This window comes from Nonomuraea monospora (assembly GCF_039531895.1).
Classification (GTDB): domain Bacteria; phylum Actinomycetota; class Actinomycetes; order Streptosporangiales; family Streptosporangiaceae; genus Nonomuraea; species Nonomuraea monospora.
The window spans coordinates 162775-183208 of record NZ_BAAAQX010000018.1; the positions used below are offsets into that span (position 1 = coordinate 162775).

Consider the following 20434-nt stretch of genomic DNA (forward strand, 5'->3'; position numbering starts at 1 on the left):
CGGGCCTTCCCACTTAACCAAGCGCTTGCTACGCTCCGCCCATGGTGTCCACGATCGTCTGGGGTACCGGCAACATCGGCCGCGCCGCCATCCGCGCCGTCGAGGCCCACCCGGGGCTGGAACTGACCGCCGTCCTCGTCCACGACCCCGCCAAGATCGGCCGCGACGCGGGCGAGCTGGCCGGGCTCGGCCACCGCCTGGGCGTCGCGGCGACCGCCGACGCCGAGGCGGCCCTGGCCGCCGGCCCGGAGGCCGTCGTCTACGCGGCCTCCGGCGACATCCGCCCGTCCGAGGCGCTGGCCGACGTCGTCAGCGCCCTGCGCGCGGGCGCCGTCGTCGTCACCCCCTCCCTCTACGCGCTGTACGACCACCGCAGCGCCCCGCCCGAGGTCCGCGATCCGGTGCTGGCCGCCATCGAGGCGGGCGGCGGCTCCCTGTTCGTCTCCGGCGTCGATCCCGGCTGGGCCAACGACGTGCTGCCGCTGCTGGTCAGCGGGCTGGCCGCGACCGTGGACGCCGTACGCTGCCAGGAGATCTTCGACTACTCCACCTACGACCAGCCCGACGCGGTCCGCTACCTGGTCGGCATGGGCCAGCCGATGGACTACGAGCCGCCGATGCTCGCGCCCACCGTGCCCACCATGGTGTGGGGCGGCCAGGTGCGGCTGATCGCCAGGGCGCTCGGCGCCGACCTCGACGACGTGCGCGAGCACGTGGAGCGCCGCCCGCTGAAGTCCACGGTCACGACCGCGTCGATGGGCGCGTTCGAGGCGGGCACGCAGGGCGCGGTGCGCTTCGAGGTGCAGGGCATCGTCGGCGGGCGGCCCAGGATCGTGCTGGAGCACGTCACCCGCATCCACCCGTCCTGCGCCCCCGACTGGCCCGTGCCGCCCGGCGGCGTGGGCGCGCACCGGGTGATCGTCGAGGGCCGGCCGCACATCGAGGTCACGGTGCAGGCCACCGACGAGGGCGGCAACCACTCGGCGGGCGGCAACGCCACGGCCGTGGGCCGGCTGGTCAACGCCGTCGAGTGGCTCGTGGAGGCGGGGCCAGGGCTGTACGACGCGCTCGACGTGCCGCTGCGGCCCGCCATCGGCAAGCTCGGAAGGAGGAGCGGGTGAGGATCGACATCCCGGAGGGCAAGGACCCGATCGAGTACGTGTGGGGTGAGATGGTGCCCGGCATCGGGCCCGCCGCCTCGCGCTACTCGATGGCGGTGTACGCGCACACGACGCTCGGGCTGCGCGAGTTCGAGGCCGCCAGGCTGCGGGTGGCGCAGCTCAACGGCTGCGCGTTCTGCCTCGACTGGCGGACGGAACGCGACGGGCGAACCGTCGAGGACGGCTTCGCCGACGCGGTCGCCGACTGGCGCACCACCACCGCCTTCGACCCGCGCACCCGGCTGGCCGCCGAGTACGCCGAGCGCTACACCGTCGATCACCACGGGCTGGACGAGGACTTCTGGAGCCGGATGGGCGCGCACTACAGCCAGCTCCAGATCGTGGAGCTGAGCATGTGCATCGGCTCGTGGCTAGCGTTCGGCCGGCTCAACCACGTGCTCGGCCTGGACACCACCTGCCGCCTCCCGAACGCCCCGTCACCGGGAGCCCCGTCACCGAAAGTCTCGTCACCGAAAGCGAGCCCGGCCCCATGAGCAAGCAGGACGACTTCTCCCGCCGCGGCTTCCTCACCGCCACCGGCGCGCTGCTCGGCACCGCCGCCCTCGGCGCGCACTCCCCCGCCGCCCGCGCCGCCGCCCCCATCTCCTCGGGCGCGCACGTCGCGGCCCTGGTCGTCGGCACCGGGTACGGCGGCTCGGTGGCCGCCCTGCGCCTGGCGGAGGCGGGCGTGAACGTGCACCTCATCGAGATGGGCCAGGCCTGGGACACCCCGGGCCCCGACGGCAAGATCTTCTGCAACACGCGCGAGCCCGACTACCGCTCCTACTGGCTGCGCACCCGCACCAAGGCCCCGCTCAACTACTTCCTCGGCTTCCCCATCGACCGCGACATCCCCCGCCACGCGGGCATCCTGGACGCCGAGGAGTTCGGCGGCATCACCGTCTACCAGGGCCGCGGCGTCGGCGGCGGCTCGCTCGTCAACGGCGGCATGGCGGTCACCCCGAGACGCGAGAACTTCGCCGCCGTCCTGCCCTCGGTCAACCCCGACGAGATGTACGCCACCTACTACCCGCGCGCCAACGCCGCCCTCGGCGTCGGCACCGTGGACCCGGCCTGGTTCGACACCACGGCCTGCTACCAGTACGCCCGCGTCGGCCGCAAGCACGCGCAGCGCTCCGGCTTCCCGTTCGTGTTCGTGCCGGACGTCTACGACTGGAACTACATGAAGCAGGAGGCCGCCGGCACCGTCCCCCAGTCGGCGCTGGCCGGCGAGATCCTCTACGGCAACAACCACGGCAAGAAGTCGCTGCAGAAGACCTACCTCGCCCGCGCCACCGCCACCGGCCGCGTCACCGTCTCGCCCCTGCACAGGGTCACCTCGGTCGCGCCCGCCCCGGGCGGCGCCTACACGGTCGTCATCGAGCAGCTCAACACGACCGGCGACACCGTCGCCACCAAGACCGTCACCGCCGACCGCGTCTTCTTCGCCGCGGGCAGCGTCGGCACCAGCAAGCTCCTCGTCAAGCTGAAGGCCACCGGCGCGCTGCCGGCGCTCAACGGCGAGATCGGCAAGGGCTGGGGCGACAACGGCAACGTCATGTGCGGCCGGGCGAACCACCTGTGGGACCCGACGGGGGCGCTCCAGTCGGCCATCCCGTGCTGCGGCATCGACAACTGGGCGGCCGGTGGGGCGTTCGCCGAGGTGGCCCCGCTGCCCACCGGGATCGAGACGTTCGCCTCGTTCTATCTGTCCATCACCAACAACCCGCACCGGGCGCAGTTCTCCTGGAACGGCGCCGCCGGGAAGGTGGAGCTGAACTGGCAGACCGCGTGGAAGCAGCCGTCGATCGAGATGGCCAAGAGCATCTTCGACAAGATCAACTCGAAGGAGGGGACGATCTACCGGACGGACCTGTTCGGGGTCTACAAGATCTGGGGCGACCACCTGACCTACCATCCGCTCGGCGGAGCCGTCCTGAACAAGGCCACCGACAACTACGGGCGGCTGACCGCCTATCCCGGGCTGTACGTCATCGACGGGGCGCTGATCCCGGGGAACACGACCGTCAACCCGTTCGTGACGATCACGGCGCTGGCGGAGCGGAACATCGAGCGGATCATCGCCGCCGACCTGTGAACCCCTGGGGGCGGCTCGCGGGCCGCCCCCCTCACGGGGTCACGACGCCCAGTCGACGATGCGGGCGTCGGCGCGGAAACGCAGGGCGGGGTCGGCGTAGCGGGCCTCGGGGACGGCGTACAGGGCGTCCATGCCGGCGCGCTGGAGCGGGTAGCCGGCGGCGATCACCTCGATCTCGTCCTCGGGCACGGTCAGCCCGGCGGCGGCGAGCAGTCGTCCGACTACGGCGGTGTGGGTCATGCGGGGGTTCTCCTTGTCGCGGGGAGGTCAGGCTGGTCGCGGAAGGGTCAGCCGGCCAGGGCCGGGACGCGCAGGTGCCAGTCGGTGAGCCGCTGGTAGGCGTCGCCGGCGCGCAGGATCGTGGCCTCCTCGAAGGGACGGCCGGCGAGCTGCAGCGAGAGCGGCAGGCCCGCCCCGGTGAAGCCCATGGGGACGACCAGCACCGGGTTGCCGACGCAGTCCCAGTACTGCGTGAAGATCTGCGCGAACAGGGCCTCCACGTCGATACGGCCCTCAGCGTCGGTGAGCGACTCGTAGGTGGGGGCGCCCGTGGAGGCGGTCGGGGTGACGATGACGTCCACGTCGTCGAAGAGGCGGGCGACGGCGTCCTGGGCGACCCGGCGTACGCGCTGGGCCTGCACGTAGTCGGCGCCGCTGATCAGGGCGCCGCGGGCGAGCATGGCGCGGGTGGCGGCGAAGTAGTCGCCCCAGCGGGTGGCGGCGTCGTTGCGGTGGTAGGCGAGGGCCTCGGCGCAGGCGGTGACGAGGTTCGCGGTGAGCATCTCGTTCCAGTACGGGAGCGTCACCTCGGTCAGGGTGGCGCCGAGGCCGGTCAGCGTGGACAGCGCGGCCTCGAACGCGGGCGCGGCGGCGGGGTCGGCGTCGCCGGGGAAGTGATGCTCGCGCACCACACCGATGCGCAGTCCCTCCAGCGACCCGCCCGTCCCGGCCCCCGCCAGAGGCCCGGCTCCCGTCAGAGGCCCGGCCCCCGTCACGGGTTCGCTTCCCCAGGCGAGGTCGAGGGGCAGGTCCACGCAGTCGGGGTCGCTCGGGTGGTACCCGGCGATCACCTCCAGCACGGCCGCGCAGTCGCGGGCGCTGCGGGCGAGCGGGCCGACGTGGTCGAGCGAGTACCCGAGCGGCGCCACACCCGACTTGGGCACCCGTCCGAACGTCGGCATCAGCCCGCTGACGCCGCAGAACGCGGCCGGGATGCGGATGCTGCCCGCCGTGTCTGTGCCGAGCCCCGCCAGGAACAGCCCGGCGGCGACGCCGTTGCCGGTGCCCGAGCTGGAGCCGCCCGGCCAGGTGCCCGGGTCCCACGGGTTGCGCGGCACGGGGAACGGCTTCGACGGGTCCACCATGCCGCACGCGAACTCCATCGTCGTCACCTTGCCGGTGATCACCGCGCCGGCCGCCCGCAGCCGGGCGACGACGGGCGCGTCCTTGCCGGCGCCCCAGGCGGGGTCGAGGACGAGGCTCTGCGCGGTGGTGGGGCCCTCGGCGGCGGCGATGATGTCCTTCACCCCGAACGGGATCCCGTGCAGCGGCCCCTTGTCCACGCCCGCGGCCAGCTCCTCGTCGGCCCGCTTCGCCGCCTGCAGCGCGCTGTCGTCGAACCGGGCCAGGTACGTGCCCAGCCCGGCGTCCAGCCGGTCGGCGCGGGCGATGGCCTCCTCGGTCAGCGCCACGCTCGTCACCTCGCCGCTGCGCAGCGCGTCCGCGGCATCACTCAACGTCAGGGGGAAGGTCAAGGTCAACTCCGTTCAAGGGGATGGAAGAGGGCTCGCTACGGGTGGCGGCGGGCCGCGTTGGAGACGAACAGGAAGCGGTCGCCGCGGACGTGGATGAACGCCAGGTTGAACGGCCGCCCGTCGCCGTCCCTGATGAGCTGCTCCATGGTGATCAGCGGCGAGCCCTCGGCGATGCCGAGCCTGGCGGCCGTGGCGGCGTCGGCGGGGGCGCAGCCGTAGATGAACTCCGACTCCTCGTAGCCGACGCCCGCCTCGTGCAGCAGCGTGTACCAGTCGTGCACGAACGGCTTGTCACGCAGCCGATCGGCCTCAGGGGCGAGCACGTAGTTGGTGGCCATGCCGTGCGGCTCGTCGCCGAACAGCGACACGTACTCCAGGCGCAGGCACGGCGTCCCCGCGGGCACGCCGAGCCGGGCGGCGGCCAGTTCGGGCAGCGGGATCGTCGAGCGGTCGAGCACGTGCGGGCGCAGCCGCCGGTTCAGCAGGCTCTCCTGGCCGGGCGGCTCCACCCCGTGGGCCTCGACGAGCTGCGTCACCACGGCCTTGACGACGGCGTGCGTGCCGACGCCCTGGCGGCGGTCGATCAGGCCCTCGCGGCGCAGCACGGCCAGCGTCTCCCGCACGGTCGCGCGGGTGGCGCCGTAGGAGGCCATCAGCTCGGCCTCGGTGGGCAGCAGCCCGTCGGGGAAGGCGCCGCGCAGGACGGCGGAGCGCAGCAGGTCGCGCAGGCGGCGCAGGTCGCCCTCGCGTTCCCGGCCGGACTGGTGCGGCCTGGAGGATCTGCCCGCCATGCATCCGGAGGGTACGGGATGGCTCGCCAGCTCCATGCCACCGCCTCCTGTCCAGCGCCTTCTTCCTTGGAGCAGGAGGCTACGAACGGCGTATTGCCCGGTGATGTCCGGGTGGTTGCGCCGGGTTACGCCGAATCAGGGGGCTTACGGACCGGCGTCTGCCTGCGGAAACGGGAAGGGGACGCGTCGATCCGCCGAAACGGCCCGCCCATTCGCCGCAGGCACCGTCCCATCTTGTCCGCCCCGTCCCGACCGTCCCCGTGTGCCCGTCCGTAACTCGCGGTCCACCTTCGAGGTCTACGGTGCGCGCATGACGATGCGCAGGTTACTCGCGAGCATGCTGTCCACGGTCCTGGTCGGCGGTACGGTCACCGTCGTGCTGACCCAGACCCCCACCGCCACGGCCGAGCGCCGCGCCCAGGATCCCATCGTGATCGCCCACCGCGGCGCCTCCGCGCACCGCCCCGAGCACACGCTGCTGTCGTACGAGGCCGCCATCGCCATGGGCGCCGACTACATCGAGCCCGACCTCGTCTCCACCCAGGACCACGTCCTGGTGGCCAGGCACGAGAACGAGATCTCCGGCACCACCGACGTGGCCGCGCGCCCCGAGTTCGCCGGCCGCCGTACCACCAAGACCGTGGACGGCCGGCCGGTCACCGGCTGGTTCACCGAGGACTTCACGCTGGCGGAGCTGAAGACGCTGCGCGCCAAGGAGCGGGTGCCGGACCTGCGGCCCGACAACACCGCGTTCGACGGGCTGGCCGAGATCCCGACGTTCGAGGAGGTCGTGAAGCTGGCGCTGGCGCACGGCGTCGGCGTCTACCCCGAGACCAAGCACCCCACCTACTTCGACTCCATCGGCCTGTCGCTGGAGGAGCCGCTGCTCGACGTGCTCAACCGGTACCGGGTGCGCAAGGCGTACATCCAGTCGTTCGAGACGGCGAACCTGCGTGAGCTGCGCGGCAGGACGCGGCTGCCGCTGATCCAGCTCATCACGTTCGGCGGCGCGCCCTACGACTGGGTGGCGGCCGGCAGCACGCGCACCTACGACGACATGGTCAAGCCGGAGGGGCTGCGCGAGGTCGCCGCGTACGCGAGCGGGATCGGCGTGGACACCAGGCGCGTCGTGCCGGTGGACGCCTCAGGCGCGACGACGGCGCCCACCACGCTCGTGGCGGACGCGCATGGCGCCTGGACGTGCACGTGTGGACGATCCGGAACGAGAACTCGCAGCTTCCCGCCGACTACCGGCTCGGCAACCCGGCCAGCCCCGTCTACCCGCGTGCGACGGGGAACGTGATGGGCTGGCTGTCGCGGCTGCTCGAGCTCGGCGTCGACGGCGCGTTCTGCGACGACCCGTCGATGGGACGGGCCGTCGTGTCGAAGCGTTCGGCCTAGTTCTCAGGTACGGCGCCAGCGCGACTCGCCGAAGCAGTACCCGGCGAACAGCAGCACTCCCAGCGCCACGACCACGAGCAGCGGTCGCCCGGCCGGGGTCTCGGCGAACTGCCGCAGCGTGGCGTCGATGCCGCCCGCCTTGTCCGCGTCATGGGTGATCGCCGCGTAGCCGACGAGGATGCCGGCCATCCCGGCGATCGCCCCGCGGGCGATGTACCCGCCGACCCCGAGCCGGTCCATGACCTTCCTGGCCTTGGGCGACATCCGCCCCTGGTCGAGCTCCTCCCTGAAGCCCTTGGTGACGCCCCGGTGCGCCCAGTACACGCCGAGCGCGATGAGGCCGAGCCCGACCGCGCCCACGATCCACTGCCCGGCGGGCAGGGAGAGCAGCTTGGCCGTCGCGTCCTGCGACTTCTGGTCGTCGGAGCCGGCCTTGCCCGAGGTGATCACACTCCACAGCGTGTAGACGACCAGGCCGTAGACGACGACCCGGGCGACCGCCTCGGCCCGCTCGAACGGCTCGCCGCCGCCGAACAGCGCCTCGGAGGCCTGCCACAGGGCCAGCGCCACGAACCCGGCGACCATGATCCACAACAGCACCTCGCTGAAGGGCAGCCGAGCTAACGTGCTGATCGCCCCGGCCTTGTCCGCCTCTTCGCCGGATCCCTGGCCGAGCCCGACCTGCAGGGCCACCACGCCGATCAGTGCGTACAGCACGCCACGGCACGCCAGGCCGACCCGGGTCAGCACGGCCATCGGCCGGCTGCGCGTCGCGCGCTGCGTGGCTGCCCTGGCCTCGCGTCCCGCCTGTTGCGCGGTATTCACCGTTTCCTCCAAAAAAAGGTATTGCTGGAGCAACCCGAGTGCCCGGGATTCCCGGATCTACGCATCGGGGTGGGCCTGCCAGGGACGACGCGGCTGGTTACAGTGGTGCGGTGAGCCACGACCAGCACGGCCTCGCGATGACGGGGGCGAGTGCCGCGGCGGTGCGGCACTACGACCGCGCGATCGACGAGTTGCTGCACTTCAGGGCCGAGGTGGACGCCGAGGCGAACGCCGCACTGGCGGAGTCGCCCGACTTCGCGATGGGCAACGTCCTGGCGGCGTACCTGGGGCTGCTGACCACCGAGGTCGAGGACGCGCGCACGGCGCGGGTCCGGTTCGGAGCGTTCCTGCGCAGGATCGACGAGGGCGCGCTGCTCCCCCGCGAGCGGGCGCACCTCGCCGCCGTGTCCGCGCTGCTCGGCGGCGACTTCCTGACCTGCGGGGCGCTGCTCGCCGAGATCACCGCCGAGCATCCGCGCGACGCGCTCGCGCTGGCCGCCGGGCACCAGATCGACTTCTTCACCGGCGACGCGCGCATGCTGCGCGACCGCGTCGGCGGCGCGCTGACCGCCTGGCGCGAGGACGACCCGCACTTCGGGCACGTGCTCGGCATGTACGCGTTCGGCCTGGAGGAGGCCGGGCACTACGACCGGTCGGAGGAGGTCGGGCTGCGGGCCGTCGAGCTGAACCGCCGCGACGTGTGGGGCATCCACGCGGTGGTGCACACCTACGAGATGCAGGGCCGCTTCGGCGACGGCCTGCGCTACCTCGACGCGCGGGTGCCCGACTGGTCGTCGGGGACGTTCTTCAACATCCACAACTGGTGGCACTGGTGCCTGTACGCGCTGGAGACCGGCGACGTGCCGCGCGTGCTGGCCGTCTACGACGCCGTGCTGGCCGACGGGCAGGCGTGCATGGAGCTGCTCGACGCGGCGGCGCTGCTGTGGCGGCTGTACCTGGAGGGCTCCGACCAGCACGAACGGTGGCGGGCGCTGGCCGACGCGTGGCCGGCGCGGGTGGCGGAGCCGTACTACGCCTTCAACGACATGCACGCGGTGATGTCGTACGTCGGATGCGGGCGCATCGGTGAGGCGGAGAAGCTGATCGCGGTCAGGGAGGCGTACGTCGCCGAGCCGCGTCCGGGAGTCACCAACCACGACATGACGCTCAGAGTGGGGCTGCCGGTGTGCCGGGCGCTCGTCGCGTTCGGGCGCGGCGACTACGCGGCCGTGGTGGATCTGCTGCATCCGATCAGGCACCGGGTCAACGAGTTCGGCGGCAGCCACGCGCAGCGCGACGCCGTGCAGCGCACGCTGCTGGAGGCCGCGCTGCGGGCCGGGCGGCGGGAGGTGGCCAGGGTGCTGGTGAGCGAGCGGATCAGCGTGCGGCCGTGCAGCCCGTACAACTGGCTCAAGCAGGCGGCGCTGGCCGACGCGCTGGGCGACGGCGCGGCGGCGGCCGTGTCCCGCGGCCGGGCGGGCGAGCTGGCCCGCTCCGCAATCGCCGGAGCCCGGCCGGGCGGGTGAGCCGGCGCGGCCCGGAATTGCCGGAGCCCGGCCGGGCGGGTGAGCGGGCGCGGCCCGGAATTGTCGGAGCCGCCGAGTAGTTTCTGCTCTCATGGACCCGCAACTCACCCTGATGGTCGTGCACGCCCACCCCGACGACGAGTGTCTGAGCACCGGCGGCCTCCTCGCCCGCTACACCGAGGAGGGCATCCGCACCGTCCTGGTCACCTGCACCAACGGCGAGCAGGGCGACGGCGACGGCGGCGTCAAGCCCGGCGACCCCGGTCACGACGACGAGGCGGTGGCCCAGCGGCGGCTCGGCGAGCTGCGCGAGTCGGTCGCCCACCTGGGCATCGACCATCTGGAGCTGCTCGGCTACCGCGACTCCGGCATGGACGGCTGGGAGACCAACGCCCACCCCGACGCGTTCGCCAACGTGCCCGTCGAGACGGCCGCCGCCCGGCTGGCCGCGCTGATGGAGCAGTACCGGCCGCAGGTCGTGGTCACCTACGACGAGACGGGCGGCGGCGGTTACGGCCACCCCGACCACGTGCAGACGCACCGCGTCACGGTGGCGGCCGTCGAGCGCAGCGGCATCCCCGACAAGCTCTACTACACGGCCATCCCGCGCGCCTCGATCAAGCGGATGTTCGAGCTGATGCGCGACAGCGGCGTCGACCTCGGCGACTTCACGCCCTCCGACGACTTCGGCACCCCCGACGAGCGGGTGACCAGCATCGTCGACGTCTCCGCCTACGTCGAGCGCAAGCTCAAGGCGCTGCGCGCGCACGAGAGCCAGGGGGAGAACATCTTCCTGCTGCGCATGCCGGAGCAGGCGCAGCAGCAGGCGTTCTCGCACGAGGCGTTCGAACGGGTGCTGAGCAAGGTGGCCGCGCCCGAGCACGAGGACGATCTGTTCGCGGGCCTGCGCGACTCCTCCAGGTGAAAGTTTCACCACTGCGCCCCAGCTTGCCGGATCACCGCCCGCGCACCGGTTGAGATCGGGCGGCGCGGGTCTTACGGTGCTCGTACCGATCCGGTCAAGGAGCCCGTCATGCGCGCCCGTGTGATCCTGACCCTGCTCGTCTCTCTCCTCGCCTTCGGCCTTGGCGTCCCACCGGCGCAGGCCCAGGTGGTCGGCGGGTTCGACTTCGGCAGGGCGGAGGTGTCGGTCACCGGCCTGCAGGTGCCGTGGGCGCTGGCGTTCCTGCCGGACGGCAGCGCGCTGGCCTCCGAGCGGAACACCGGCCGCGTCATGCAGGTCCGGCCCGGCCAGGCACCCGTCCAGGTCGCCACGGTGAGCGGGGTGAGCGCGTCGGGCGAGAGCGGGCTGCTGGGCCTCGCCGTGTCGCCGTCGTACGCGCAGGACGGGTGGGTGTACGCGTACTTCACCAGCACGAGCGGCGACAACCGGCTGGTCAGGTTCCAGCTCAGCGCGCCGCAGACCCAGACGGTGCTCTTCTCCGGGGTGCCGAGCGCAACCATCCACGACGGCGGCCGGATCGCGTTCGGCCCCGACGGCATGCTCTACGTCGCCACCGGCGACGCGAACAACAGCGCCAACGCCCAGAACCTCAACAGCCCCGCCGGCAAGATCCTGCGCATGACGCCGACCGGCGGCGTCCCCTCCGGCAACCCGTTCGCCGGCTCCCGCGTGTGGAGCTACGGCCACCGCAACGTGCAGGGCCTGGCCTGGGACGCGCAGGGCCGCATGTACGCCACCGAGTTCGGCCAGAACACCTGGGACGAGGTCAACCAGATCGTCGCGGGCGGCAACTACGGCTGGCCCACCTGCGAAGGCACCTGCTCGAACACCTCCTTCCGCAACCCGATCGTCACCTGGACCACCGCCGAGGCCTCCCCCAGCGGCCTGGCCTACGCCAACGGCACGCTCTTCGCCGCCGCGCTGCGCGGCCAGCGAGTCTGGGCGGTCCCGCTGACGTCGAGCGGCGGCGCGGGCACGCCCGTACCCGAACTTCAGGGAGCCTACGGACGCCTGCGCGCGGTCGCGGTCGGTCCGGACGGCTGGCTCTGGCTCGGCACCAGCAACCGCGACGGCCGCGGCACCCCGGTGGCGCAGGACGACCGCATCATCCGCGTCCCACCGGCCACCAGCGGCACCGACACCGCCCCGCCCACCGCCCCCGGCCTCCCCTCCGCCTCGGGCACGACCACCGCCACCACCACCCTGACCTGGGCCGCCTCCACCGACAACGTGGGCGTCACCGGCTACGACATCCTGCGCGCGCCGGGCGCGTCCGGCGGCTCCTTCACGCAGGCCGGCACGTCCGCCACCACCACGTTCACCGACTCGGGCCTGAGCGCGGGCACCACCTACCGCTACCAGGTGCGCGCCCGCGACGCGGCCGGCAACCTCTCCCCCGTGTCCGGCACCGTCACGGTCACCACCACGACCGGCGGCACGCCGGGCGGCTGCACGGCCACGGCCACCACGCAGACGCAGTGGAGCACCGGGTACGTCATCCAGCCCGTCACCGTCGCCAACACGGGCACCTCTGCCCGTAACGGGTGGACGGTGACCTTCGCGCTGCCTGCCGGGCACGCGATCACCGGCTCCTGGAACGTGGTGCTGACCGTGTCCGGCGGGACCGTCACCGCGCGGAACGCGGCGCACAACGGGGCTTTGGGGGCGGGGCAGAGCACCACGTTCGGCTTCCAGGCGAGCCGGGCCGGCGGCAACACCCAGCTTCCGTCCGGCTACGACTGCACCTGACCCCCCACCGCCCAGCACTCCTCAGCCTGCACGCGGCACGGCACCCCGCCCATCTCGCCCATCCCGCCTGCGGTGGTGTCCGGTATCGGCCACTGCTGAGGTATGGCTTCTGCCGGTGATGTGCCGGAGGGTGAGACTGAACAACCCACGTCAAAATCAGTCATGACAGGAGGTGGGATTGGTCGGCCGGTTCAGCGCAATCCGACACGAGGAAAGGCGAGGGCCATGCCAGATGTTCTCCAGTCACCGGTGTACCTCTCCGGTGGTGCGCAACCCACGCAGATCGCTGTGATGTGGGGCTCGGAACGGTTCGAGTCCAGCGTGACCGGCAAGTGGCAGGAACTGCCAGGCGCGAAGATCACATGGAAGGTCGGCCCCGGATCGAGCGCGCCACGGTGCATCCTGGTGGCCACCTTCACCGCCGAGGTGCTCGTCGGCAGACCCGTGAGCGGCGGCGACGCCCTCGGAATGCTCGACATCACGTTCGGCGGCGAGAACGGGCACCCGCAGAGCGACAACCACCGCTACGCCACCGCCCAGAGCGCCGAGGAGTGGGGAAGCGTCACCACCTTGCGGGCGATGAACTACCTGACCGGCGTCGACAGCATGCGTGACGCGAGCCCTCAGGTCATCTTCAACCTCGCCCAGGGCAGCAACTTCGGCTTCCAGAACTGGCTGCTGAAGCTGGAGGCCTACCCCCAGACGGCCTCCCAGTCCGGGTGATCCCGGGCCTCAGGCCGCCATCCGCGAACCAGCAAGCAAGCGTCCGGCCCCGCTCGGGGCGTTCCGTTCAGGTCGCGAGCGGGGCTGACTTCCGGATGCTCAGGCGTGGGGGTGGCGAGCGTCGGCGTCAGGGCTGACGTCCATAACCGCGGCGATCCGTCCCACATCGCGTTAGCCGCCACATCCGTCCCCTCCTGAAGACGCGTGCCTCCTCGCAACTCTCTGGGCCGATGTGCCTCAGGCTGCACTTGGCACGACGCTCCGAGCCAGCGCGTTGTGCTCAATGCGCCCCGGCCCGAACCGTGCGTCAACACCCTGCCCACCACGCCCTGCCCACCACGGTGTGCCTTACGGCGTTCGTGGGGGCAGTTCGCCGGAGCCCCGCACGATCAGCCGCGTCGGCACCGTCGTGCGGCGGGCCTTGGAGCGGTCGCCGTCCAGGCGGGCCAGCACCAGCCCCGCCGCCGCGGCCCCCACCGCCGCCGGGTCCTGGGCGACGGCGGTGAGCGGCGGGTCGAGCGCCTCGGCCAGCGGCAGGTCGTCGAACCCGACCAGCGCCACGTCCTTGCGCCCCGCCCGCGACAGCGCCACCACCACCCCCATGGAGGCCAGGTTGTTGCCCGCGAACACCGCCGTCGGCGGGTCGGGCAGCGCGAGCAGGCGCATGGTGGCGCGGGCCGCCGCCTCCAGGTCGTGCCCCGTCTCCACCAGCGCGCGTTCGAACGGCAGCCCCGCGCCGTCGAGCGCGTCCCGGTAGCCCTGGAGTCGTTCGCGGCGCGTGTAGAGGGTGGCGGGCAGGTCGCCGACGAAGCCGATCCTGCGGTGCCCGTACGCGATGAGGTGCGCCACGCCGGCCCGCGCGCCCTCCCGGTTGGCGCTCACCACGCAGTCGGCGGTCAGCCCGACGGCGGGGCGGTCGAGGAAGACGATCGGCAGCCCGGCCGCCCGTTCGGCGCGCAGGCGGCGGTGGTCGCTCGCGGCGGCGGGCACCACGATGAGCGCGCTGACGCGGCGGGCCAGGAACGTGGCGATGAGCGACTGCTCGTGGCCGGCCGTCTCGTCGGAGGAGCCGACGATGAGCGTCAGCCCCCGGGCCCGCACCGCGCCCTCGACGCCGCCCGCCACGGTGCCGAAGAACGGGTTGCCCAGTTCGGGGACGACGAGGCCGATCGCGGCGTCCCTGGCGCCGACCCGCATGTTGCGGGCCATGAGGTTGGGCTGGTAGCCGAGCTTCCTGACCGCTTCCATGACGCGTTCGCGCGTTTCGACGGCGACCGGGCCCTCGTCGTTGAGGACGCGGGAGACGGTTTTGGCGGTCACCCCGACCTCACGGGCCACATCTGTCATCGTCGGACGCCGCATCCCAGACATTTTGTCAGAGGCCGATCTGTAGTCAGGAGCTGATCTCGCTGTCAGGAACGATCGGCGGGCGGGGGCGGAGTGGGGGTTAGAGGCCGATGGCCTTGGCGGCGTCGTGGTCCGCTACCACCGACTTGCCGTCCGAGACCTGGATCGCGCCGGTCATGATGGCCACCACCTCCGCCATGCTGTGCTCCCGAGGGCTGAGCTCAGCGACCCGCCGCCCGAGCCGCTGCACGTGCACCCGGTCGGCGATCTCGAACACGTGCGGCATGTTGTGGCTGATGAGCACCACCGGCGTGCCGCGATCGCGGACCTGCCGGATGAGGTCGAGCACCTGGCCGGACTCCTTGACGCCGAGCGCCGCCGTGGGCTCGTCCATGACGACGACGTGCCGCGCCCACGCCACCGCCCTGGCCACCGCCACGCCTTGCCGCTGCCCGCCCGAGAGGGACTCGACCGGCTGGGTGAGCGAGCCGAGCCCGATCTTGAGTTCGGCCATGTGCCGGGCCGACTCCTCGCGCATGCGTTTCTTGTCGAGCATCCGGAAGACCTTGCCGAGCAGGCCGGGTTTGCGTAGTTCGCGGCCGAGGAACATGTTGGTGGCGATGTCGAGGGAGGCGGCGACCGCGAGGTCCTGGTAGACGGTCTCGATGCCGTGCCGCCGGGCGTCGAGGGGGTCGCGGAAGCGTACGGGCTCGCCGTCGAGCTTGATCTCGCCCGCGTCGGGCTGCAGCGCGCCGGTCAGGGCCTTGATGAGGCTGGTCTTGCCGGCGCCGTTGTCGCCGATGACGGCGAGCACCTCGCCGGGCATGAGGTCGAAGTCGGCGCCGTCGAGGGCGGTCACGTGTCCGTACTTCTTGACCAGGCCGCGCGCCTGGAGCACGGGGGTGCTCATCGGGTCCTCCTGCGGGAGAGCTGGTCGACGGCGACCGCGAGGATCACCAGGACGCCGGTGATGAGCGTCTGGTAGATGGACGGCACGCCCATGAGCTGCAGCCCGTTGCGGAACACTCCGACGATGAGCGCCCCGACGAGCGTGCCGAGCACCAGGCCCCGGCCGCCGAACAGGCTGGTGCCGCCGAGCACGACCGCGGTGATGCTGTCGAGGTTGTCGGTCTGGCCGGCCTGCGGGTCGCCGACGCCGGTGCGGGAGACCAGGAGCAGGGCGGCGACGCCGTAGACGAGGCCGGCCAGCGTGTAGACGCCGATGGTCAGCCGGCCGGTCCTGATGCCGGTGAGGCGGGCGACCTCGGGGTTGTTGCCGAGGGCGTACACGTGGCGGCCCCACGCGGTGGAGCCGAGCAGGTACGCGAACAGCAGGAACAGCAGGATCGTCAGCAGCGAGCCGTAGGTGACGTTGGTCTGCCCGAGCTGGAACGTCTGCCCGAGGAACGTGAGCGGCGCGGGCAGCCCGGTCACCGTCTGCTCGTCGGAGTAGATGTGCGTCAGGGCGAAGACGACGTTCAGCATGCCCAGCGTCACGATGAACGGCGGCAGCGAGATCCGCGTCACGAGCAGGCCGTTGACCAGCCCGAACGCGGCGCAGACGGCGAGGCCGGCGGCGACGGCGAGCAGCGGCGGCAGGCCGGACTCGACGGCCAGCTTGGTCATCACGATCCCGCCGAACGCCATGATGGCGCCGCACGCGAGGTCGATGCCCGCGGTCAGGATGATCAGGGTCTGCCCGATGGCCAGCGTGCCGACGACCATGACCTGCTGGATGATGAGGGAGAAGTTCGGCCCGGTGAAGAACTGGCCGGTGTTGAGGCCGAAGAACAGGCAGGCCAGCAGCAGCGCGGCGAGGGGGCCTGCGACGGGGGTGCTGATCAGGCGGCGCGGCAGCGGCGCTTGCATCACGGCCATGGTCAGCCCCAGCAGTTGGCCAGGCCGAAGGCGGTGTCCTTGGCCTCGACCCCGGAGACGGCCTTGTCGGTGATGAGGGTGACGCCGGTGTCGGTGTAGCCGGTGGCCTTCTGGCCGTTCTTGGCGAACGCGGCGACGGCCTTGACGCCCTCCTCGGCCATCTTGATCGGGTACTGCTGGCTGGTGGCGGCGATCTGCCCGCTCTGCACGGCCTTGGTGCCGGCGCAGCCGCCGTCCACGGAGACGATCAGCACGTCCTTGTCGCGGCCCTTGGCCTTGAGCGCCGTGTGCGCGCCGAGCGCGGCGGGCTCGTTGATGGTGTAGACGAGGTTGATGTCGGGGGCCTTCTGCAGGCAGTTCTCCATGGCGGTCTGGCCTTTGGCCTGGTCGCCGCGGGTGTCCTGGGAGCAGACGATGGACGGGTCGCCCTCCTGGACGCCGAAGCCCTTCAGGAAGCCGTCGTGCCTGAGCGTGCCGACCGTGATGCCGGGGGCCAGGTCCAGCGTGGCGATCTTGGCGGGTTTGCCGGCCATGGCGGCCTTGGCGTACTGGCCGATCAGCTCGCCGGCCTTGAAGTTGTCGGTGGCGAACAGCGCGTCGGTGGCGTCCTGCGGCTCGGTGGGGGTGTCGAGGGCGATGACGAGCACGCCCGCGTCGCGGGCTTTCTTGATCGCGGGGACGATGGCCTTGGTGTCGCTCGGCGTGATGAGGATGCCTTTGACGCCGGCGGCGACCATGTTCTCGATGGCCGTGATCTGGGCGGCGTTGTCGCCGTCGAACTTGCCCGCGGCGCTCATCAGTTCCAGGCCGCCGGCTTGGGCGGCCTTCTGCGCGCCTTGCTTCATCTTGACGAAGAACGGGTTCGTCTCGGTCTTGGTGATCAGGCCGACCTTGGTGGTGGCGGTGGAGGCGCTCTGCCCGTTGCCTCCGCAGGCGGTGAGCACGAGGGCGGTGACGAGGAGTCCGGCCGGAAGCTTCGCATTCATGGCGGTTCCTATCAGGGGGGACATGATGTCATCGTTGACATATGTCAACGTTGACATCGGCCGTGCTGTGATGATGAACTCCGATCCGGAAAACGTCAATGCCCCCAGAGAGGCCCCCGCCTGATGATCGCTGTGCTGGGCGAGTGCGTCGCCGACACCTTCACCGGCCGGCCCCCGGCGGGCTCCGCCGAGCTGGTGCTGCGGGCGCTGCCAGGCGGCGGCCCGGCCAACACGGCGGTGGCGCTGGCGCGGCTCGGCACGCGGGCCCGCTTCCTCGGCCGGCTCTCGCACGACGTCTTCGGCGCGCTGTTCCGCGAGCACCTGTCGTCCTCGGGCGTGGACCTGTCCGCCTGCGTCGAGGCCGCCGAGCCCAGCACGCTCGCGGTCGCCGCCCTCGACGAGCAGGGCAGGGCCGACTACACCTTCTACGCCTCGGGGACGGCCGACTGGCAGTGGACGCCCGGCGAGCTGGGCCCGGCCCTGCTGAGCGGCGCGTCCTGCCTGCACACCGGCTCGCTCGCGCTGGTCAAGGAGCCGGGCGGGGAGGCGGTGGAGGAGTTCGCCAGGGCGGCGTCGGCGCACGCCACGATCTCGATCGACCCCAACGTGCGCCCCAGCCTGGCCGCGAAGGACGACTACCAGGTGGAGCGGTGGTGCGGGTTCGCCGACGTGCTCAAGCTGAGCGACGACGACCTCGCCTTCCTGCTGCCGGGCGTGCCGCCCGAGCAGGCGTGCGACCGCTGGCACGAGGCCGGCGCCCGGCTCGTCGTCGTCACGATGGGCGCGGCGGGGGCGCTGGTGTCGCTGGACGGCGAGCGGGCCACGGTCGCCGCGCCGCCGGTGCGGGTCGCGGACACGGTGGGGGCGGGCGACGCGTTCACGGCCGGGCTGCTGCACGACCTGGAGGCGCGGGGTCTGCTCGGGGGGCGGCTGGACGGGCTCGGCCTGGAGGCGGTGGTGGCGGCGGCCGAGTACGCGGTCCGGGTGTCGGCGCTGACCTGCTCAGTACCGGGCGCGGACCCGCCCTGGGCGCACCAGCTCTGAGCCGGACTCCCCGCGCGTCGGGCGCACCAGCTCTGCATCAAGGTGCCCCCGCCCCGGGCGCGCCAGGACTGCGCCCAGGGCGGAGGCCGCCGGTCAGAAGTCGAAGTCGTCGATGTTGTCCTTGGTGAACTCGAACGGGTCGCCGAGCAGCACGGTGCCGTCCTTGCCGACGGTGTACTCGCCCAGCTTGCCCGCCGTGAACTTGTCGCCCTCCTTACCCGCGATCATGCCGGAGGCCAGCGCGCCGCCGGTGTAGGCGGCGAGGTAGCCCAGGTCGGACGGGTTCCACAGGGCGAACGACTTGACCGTGTCGTTCTTGACGTACTCGCGCATCTGGTTCGGCGTGCCGAGCCCGGTGAGCTGAACCTTGCCCTTGTACTCGGAGGTGGACAGGTAGCGGGCCGCCGCGGCGACGCCGACCGTGGTCGGCGAGATGATGCCCTTGAGGTTGGGGTGCTTGGCGAGCAGGCCCTGCGTCTCCTGGAAGGACTTCTGGTCGTCGTCGTCGCCGTAGACGGTGTCGACCAGCTTGAGCTTGGCGTTCTCGGGCTTGGCCAGCTCGGTCTTCATCATCTCGATCCAGGCGTTCTGGTTGGTCGCGTTCGCCGTCGCCGACAGGATCGCGATCTCGCCGCCGTCCGGCCCGACCGCCTCGGAGATCAGCTTGATCTGGGAGGCGGCGATGCCCTCGGCGCTGGCCTGGTTGATGAACACGTCACGGCAGGACGGGTTGGTGTCGGAGTCGTAGGTGACGACCTTGGCGCCGGCCGTGCGGGCCTCCTGGAGGGCGCCGCAGATGGCGTCCTTGTCGTTGGCCGAGACCACGATCACGTCGGTGCCCTGCTGCGACAGCGTGTTGATGTAGGACACCTGCGCCGACGGGCTGGCCTCCGACGGGCCGGTCTGGCTGTAGACGCCCTTGAACTCCTCCACCGCGACCTTGCCGCCCTTGTTGTCGGAGGCGTCGAAGTACGGGTTGTTGACCTGCTTGGGGAGGAAGGCGACCTTCAGCCCCTCCTTGATGGTCTTGGCCCCGCCGCTCGCGGCCGGCTGACCGGTGGGGGCGGCGGCCTCCTGACCGGCGCAACCGGAGACGGCCAGGGTGAACGCGGTGAGCATCGCCAGGGCGGCGGCCCGGCCTCCTCGAATTCTTGACATGGTGTGTCCTCACTCCTGGGGCAGGGGGGTGGCGGGTCGTCGCCTGCGCCATCGTTCGCGCAGCATGCCGGCGACGTTGGGTCCCACGACGGAGACGATCAGCAGCGATCCGGTGATGATGGTGAGGGTGTTGGCCGGGACGTAGGCCAGTTGCAACGCGTTGCGCAGGGTGCCGAGCAGCACGACCGCGGCGATCACGCCGATCAGGCCGCCCCGCCCGCCGAAGATGGACACCCCGCCGAGCAGGACGGCGGCCACCACGGCCAGCTCCAGGCCGTTGCCGTTGTCGGCGCGGGCGCTGGCGTAACGCAACGTCCAGAAGACCCCGGCCAGCGCCGACATGGCGCCGGTGGCGACGAACAGCCAGAACTTCGTGCGGGCCACGGAGATGCCGGTGAAGCGGGCGGCCTCGGCGTTGTTGCCCATCGCGTACAGGCCGCGGCCGATCGGGGTGGCGTGCAGCACCAGGCCGAAGACAACGGCGAGCACCGCCACCACGATGATCATCCAGGGGATGGTCAGGCCGGGGATCGCGCCGATCGCGCCCGTCGTCCACTCCGGCGGGTAGTCGGCCACCGCGCGGTCGCCGAGCACCACGTACGCCAGGCCCCGGTAGAGGGCGAGCGTGCCGATCGTGACGGCCAGCGACGGCAGCCCGAACGCGGTCACGAACACCCCGTTGACCGCGCCCAGCAGCGCGCCGAGCAGCAGCGCGACGGCGATCAGCACCGGCAGCGACGAGATGCCCCACAGCCACAGCTGGCCCATGACCGTGCAGGTCAGGCCGAGGATGCTGGCCACCGACAGGTCGATCTCGCCGGTGATCACCACCAGGGTCATGGGCAGCGCGATGAGCGCGATCGGGATGACCTCCAGGGTGACGAACCGCCAGAAGCGCGGGCTGGCCACGCCCTCGACGGTGATCGCGCCCACCGCCACGACCAGGACCAGCGCCACCAGCAGGGCGGCGTCCCAGGTGCCGACGACGGAGCGGACCCGGGCCGCGCGCTCAGCCATGACCATGCCCTCC

At 71.9% G+C, this 20434-nt stretch carries 19 protein-coding genes; 9 read left to right on the top strand and 10 right to left on the bottom strand.

The window, feature by feature from the left end; all coding sequences use genetic code 11:
• The first annotated feature begins 41 nt into the window (after positions 1-41).
• The 3 genes from ABD331_RS31570 to ABD331_RS31580 are packed head-to-tail and all read left to right on the top strand — an operon-like array spanning position 42 to position 3258.
• Positions 42-1121 (top strand): NAD(P)H-dependent amine dehydrogenase family protein, encoded by a 1080-nt coding sequence (locus tag ABD331_RS31570; RefSeq protein WP_344482544.1) that lies wholly within the window; start codon positions 42-44, stop codon positions 1119-1121.
• Positions 1118-1654, top strand: a complete 537-nt coding sequence (locus ABD331_RS31575) for a carboxymuconolactone decarboxylase family protein (RefSeq protein ID WP_344482547.1) — start codon at positions 1118-1120, stop codon at positions 1652-1654. The genes ABD331_RS31570 and ABD331_RS31575 overlap by 4 nt, the downstream gene beginning before the upstream one ends.
• Positions 1651-3258, top strand: coding sequence for a GMC oxidoreductase (locus ABD331_RS31580; protein WP_344482550.1), 1608 nt, complete (start codon positions 1651-1653; stop codon positions 3256-3258). The genes ABD331_RS31575 and ABD331_RS31580 overlap by 4 nt, the downstream gene beginning before the upstream one ends.
• 39 nt (positions 3259-3297) lie before the next feature.
• On the opposite strand, the gene ABD331_RS31585 is transcribed toward ABD331_RS31580, so the two are convergent.
• The 3 genes from ABD331_RS31585 to ABD331_RS31595 are packed head-to-tail and all read right to left on the bottom strand — an operon-like array spanning position 3298 to position 5803.
• Complete coding sequence (locus tag ABD331_RS31585) at positions 3298-3498, bottom strand: hypothetical protein (protein ID WP_344482553.1); 201 nt, start codon at positions 3496-3498, stop codon at positions 3298-3300.
• 47 nt (positions 3499-3545) lie between these two features.
• A complete protein-coding gene (locus ABD331_RS31590; protein ID WP_344482556.1) occupies positions 3546-5012 on the bottom strand; it encodes an amidase in 1467 nt (488 codons plus the stop codon).
• Positions 5013-5047: 35 nt separating this feature from the next.
• Positions 5048-5803 (bottom strand): GntR family transcriptional regulator, encoded by a 756-nt coding sequence (locus tag ABD331_RS31595; RefSeq protein ID WP_344482559.1) that lies wholly within the window; start codon positions 5801-5803, stop codon positions 5048-5050.
• A 310-nt stretch (positions 5804-6113) separates the two neighbouring features.
• On the opposite strand from ABD331_RS31595, the gene ABD331_RS31600 reads away from it, so the two are divergent.
• Entirely contained in the window at positions 6114-7106 is a 993-nt protein-coding gene (locus ABD331_RS31600; protein WP_344482562.1) for a glycerophosphodiester phosphodiesterase family protein, read from the top strand.
• A 101-nt stretch (positions 7107-7207) separates the two neighbouring features.
• Here the strand turns inward: ABD331_RS31600 and ABD331_RS31605 are convergent, their stop codons facing one another.
• Positions 7208-8029: a DUF1206 domain-containing protein gene (locus tag ABD331_RS31605; protein ID WP_344482565.1), complete on the bottom strand. Its 822-nt coding sequence runs from the start codon at positions 8027-8029 to the stop codon at positions 7208-7210.
• Positions 8030-8139: 110 nt separating this feature from the next.
• Here ABD331_RS31605 and ABD331_RS31610 point away from each other — a divergent pair, with 110 nt between their 5' ends.
• The 4 genes from ABD331_RS31610 to ABD331_RS31625 all read left to right on the top strand — a co-directional run bounded on the left by ABD331_RS31610 (position 8140) and on the right by ABD331_RS31625 (position 12991).
• Positions 8140-9555 carry a tetratricopeptide repeat protein gene (locus tag ABD331_RS31610; protein ID WP_344482568.1) on the top strand — a complete coding sequence of 472 codons (1416 nt, stop codon included), beginning with the start codon at positions 8140-8142 and terminating at the stop codon, positions 9553-9555.
• Between the two features lie 91 nt (positions 9556-9646).
• Positions 9647-10480: a PIG-L family deacetylase gene (locus ABD331_RS31615; protein WP_344482570.1), complete on the top strand. Its 834-nt coding sequence runs from the start codon at positions 9647-9649 to the stop codon at positions 10478-10480.
• Between the two features lie 108 nt (positions 10481-10588).
• Positions 10589-12268 (top strand): PQQ-dependent sugar dehydrogenase, encoded by a 1680-nt coding sequence (locus tag ABD331_RS31620; protein WP_344482573.1) that lies wholly within the window; start codon positions 10589-10591, stop codon positions 12266-12268.
• Between the two features lie 225 nt (positions 12269-12493).
• Entirely contained in the window at positions 12494-12991 is a 498-nt protein-coding gene (locus tag ABD331_RS31625; protein WP_344482576.1) for a hypothetical protein, read from the top strand.
• A gap of 348 nt (positions 12992-13339) precedes the next feature.
• Here the strand turns inward: ABD331_RS31625 and ABD331_RS31630 are convergent, their stop codons facing one another.
• The 4 genes from ABD331_RS31630 to ABD331_RS31645 all read right to left on the bottom strand — a co-directional run bounded on the left by ABD331_RS31630 (position 13340) and on the right by ABD331_RS31645 (position 17202).
• Positions 13340-14338 carry a LacI family DNA-binding transcriptional regulator gene (locus ABD331_RS31630; protein ID WP_344482750.1) on the bottom strand — a complete coding sequence of 333 codons (999 nt, stop codon included), beginning with the start codon at positions 14336-14338 and terminating at the stop codon, positions 13340-13342.
• A 100-nt stretch (positions 14339-14438) separates the two neighbouring features.
• A complete protein-coding gene (locus ABD331_RS31635; RefSeq protein ID WP_344482579.1) occupies positions 14439-15248 on the bottom strand; it encodes an ATP-binding cassette domain-containing protein in 810 nt (269 codons plus the stop codon).
• Positions 15245-16216: an ABC transporter permease gene (locus ABD331_RS31640; protein ID WP_344482582.1), complete on the bottom strand. Its 972-nt coding sequence runs from the start codon at positions 16214-16216 to the stop codon at positions 15245-15247. The genes ABD331_RS31635 and ABD331_RS31640 overlap by 4 nt, the downstream gene beginning before the upstream one ends.
• A 2-nt stretch (positions 16217-16218) precedes the next feature.
• Entirely contained in the window at positions 16219-17202 is a 984-nt protein-coding gene (locus ABD331_RS31645; RefSeq protein ID WP_344482585.1) for a sugar ABC transporter substrate-binding protein, read from the bottom strand.
• A 123-nt stretch (positions 17203-17325) separates the two neighbouring features.
• Between ABD331_RS31645 and ABD331_RS31650 the strand changes: the two genes are divergently transcribed.
• A complete protein-coding gene (locus ABD331_RS31650; protein WP_344482588.1) occupies positions 17326-18246 on the top strand; it encodes a carbohydrate kinase family protein in 921 nt (306 codons plus the stop codon).
• A 93-nt stretch (positions 18247-18339) separates the two neighbouring features.
• Here the strand turns inward: ABD331_RS31650 and rhaS are convergent, their stop codons facing one another.
• The gene (gene rhaS / locus ABD331_RS31655) at positions 18340-19404 is read right to left on the bottom strand and encodes a rhamnose ABC transporter substrate-binding protein (protein ID WP_344482591.1); all 1065 of its coding nucleotides are present in this window, start codon (positions 19402-19404) and stop codon (positions 18340-18342) included.
• A gap of 9 nt (positions 19405-19413) precedes the next feature.
• Positions 19414-20421 carry an ABC transporter permease gene (locus ABD331_RS31660; RefSeq protein WP_344482594.1) on the bottom strand — a complete coding sequence of 336 codons (1008 nt, stop codon included), beginning with the start codon at positions 20419-20421 and terminating at the stop codon, positions 19414-19416.
• Between the last annotated feature and the right edge of the window lie 13 nt (positions 20422-20434).

What these genes read in the sequence shown, in the direction of transcription:
- ABD331_RS31570 (WP_344482544.1), top strand. Translation starts at nt 42, where the DNA reads ATGGTGTCCACGATCGTCTGGGGTACCGGCAACATCGGCCGCGCCGCC.
- ABD331_RS31580 (WP_344482550.1), top strand. Translation starts at nt 1,651, where the DNA reads ATGAGCAAGCAGGACGACTTCTCCCGCCGCGGCTTCCTCACCGCCACC.
- ABD331_RS31585 (WP_344482553.1), bottom strand. Translation starts at nt 3,498, where the DNA reads ATGACCCACACCGCCGTAGTCGGACGACTGCTCGCCGCCGCCGGGCTG.
- ABD331_RS31595 (WP_344482559.1), bottom strand. Translation starts at nt 5,803, where the DNA reads ATGGCGGGCAGATCCTCCAGGCCGCACCAGTCCGGCCGGGAACGCGAG.
- ABD331_RS31600 (WP_344482562.1), top strand. Translation starts at nt 6,114, where the DNA reads ATGACGATGCGCAGGTTACTCGCGAGCATGCTGTCCACGGTCCTGGTC.
- ABD331_RS31615 (WP_344482570.1), top strand. Translation starts at nt 9,647, where the DNA reads ATGGACCCGCAACTCACCCTGATGGTCGTGCACGCCCACCCCGACGAC.
- ABD331_RS31620 (WP_344482573.1), top strand. Translation starts at nt 10,589, where the DNA reads ATGCGCGCCCGTGTGATCCTGACCCTGCTCGTCTCTCTCCTCGCCTTC.
- ABD331_RS31625 (WP_344482576.1), top strand. Translation starts at nt 12,494, where the DNA reads ATGCCAGATGTTCTCCAGTCACCGGTGTACCTCTCCGGTGGTGCGCAA.
- ABD331_RS31630 (WP_344482750.1), bottom strand. Translation starts at nt 14,338, where the DNA reads ATGACAGATGTGGCCCGTGAGGTCGGGGTGACCGCCAAAACCGTCTCC.
- ABD331_RS31635 (WP_344482579.1), bottom strand. Translation starts at nt 15,248, where the DNA reads ATGAGCACCCCCGTGCTCCAGGCGCGCGGCCTGGTCAAGAAGTACGGA.
- ABD331_RS31640 (WP_344482582.1), bottom strand. Translation starts at nt 16,216, where the DNA reads ATGGCCGTGATGCAAGCGCCGCTGCCGCGCCGCCTGATCAGCACCCCC.
- ABD331_RS31645 (WP_344482585.1), bottom strand. Translation starts at nt 17,202, where the DNA reads ATGAATGCGAAGCTTCCGGCCGGACTCCTCGTCACCGCCCTCGTGCTC.
- ABD331_RS31650 (WP_344482588.1), top strand. Translation starts at nt 17,326, where the DNA reads ATGATCGCTGTGCTGGGCGAGTGCGTCGCCGACACCTTCACCGGCCGG.
- rhaS (WP_344482591.1), bottom strand. Translation starts at nt 19,404, where the DNA reads ATGTCAAGAATTCGAGGAGGCCGGGCCGCCGCCCTGGCGATGCTCACC.
- ABD331_RS31660 (WP_344482594.1), bottom strand. Translation starts at nt 20,421, where the DNA reads ATGGCTGAGCGCGCGGCCCGGGTCCGCTCCGTCGTCGGCACCTGGGAC.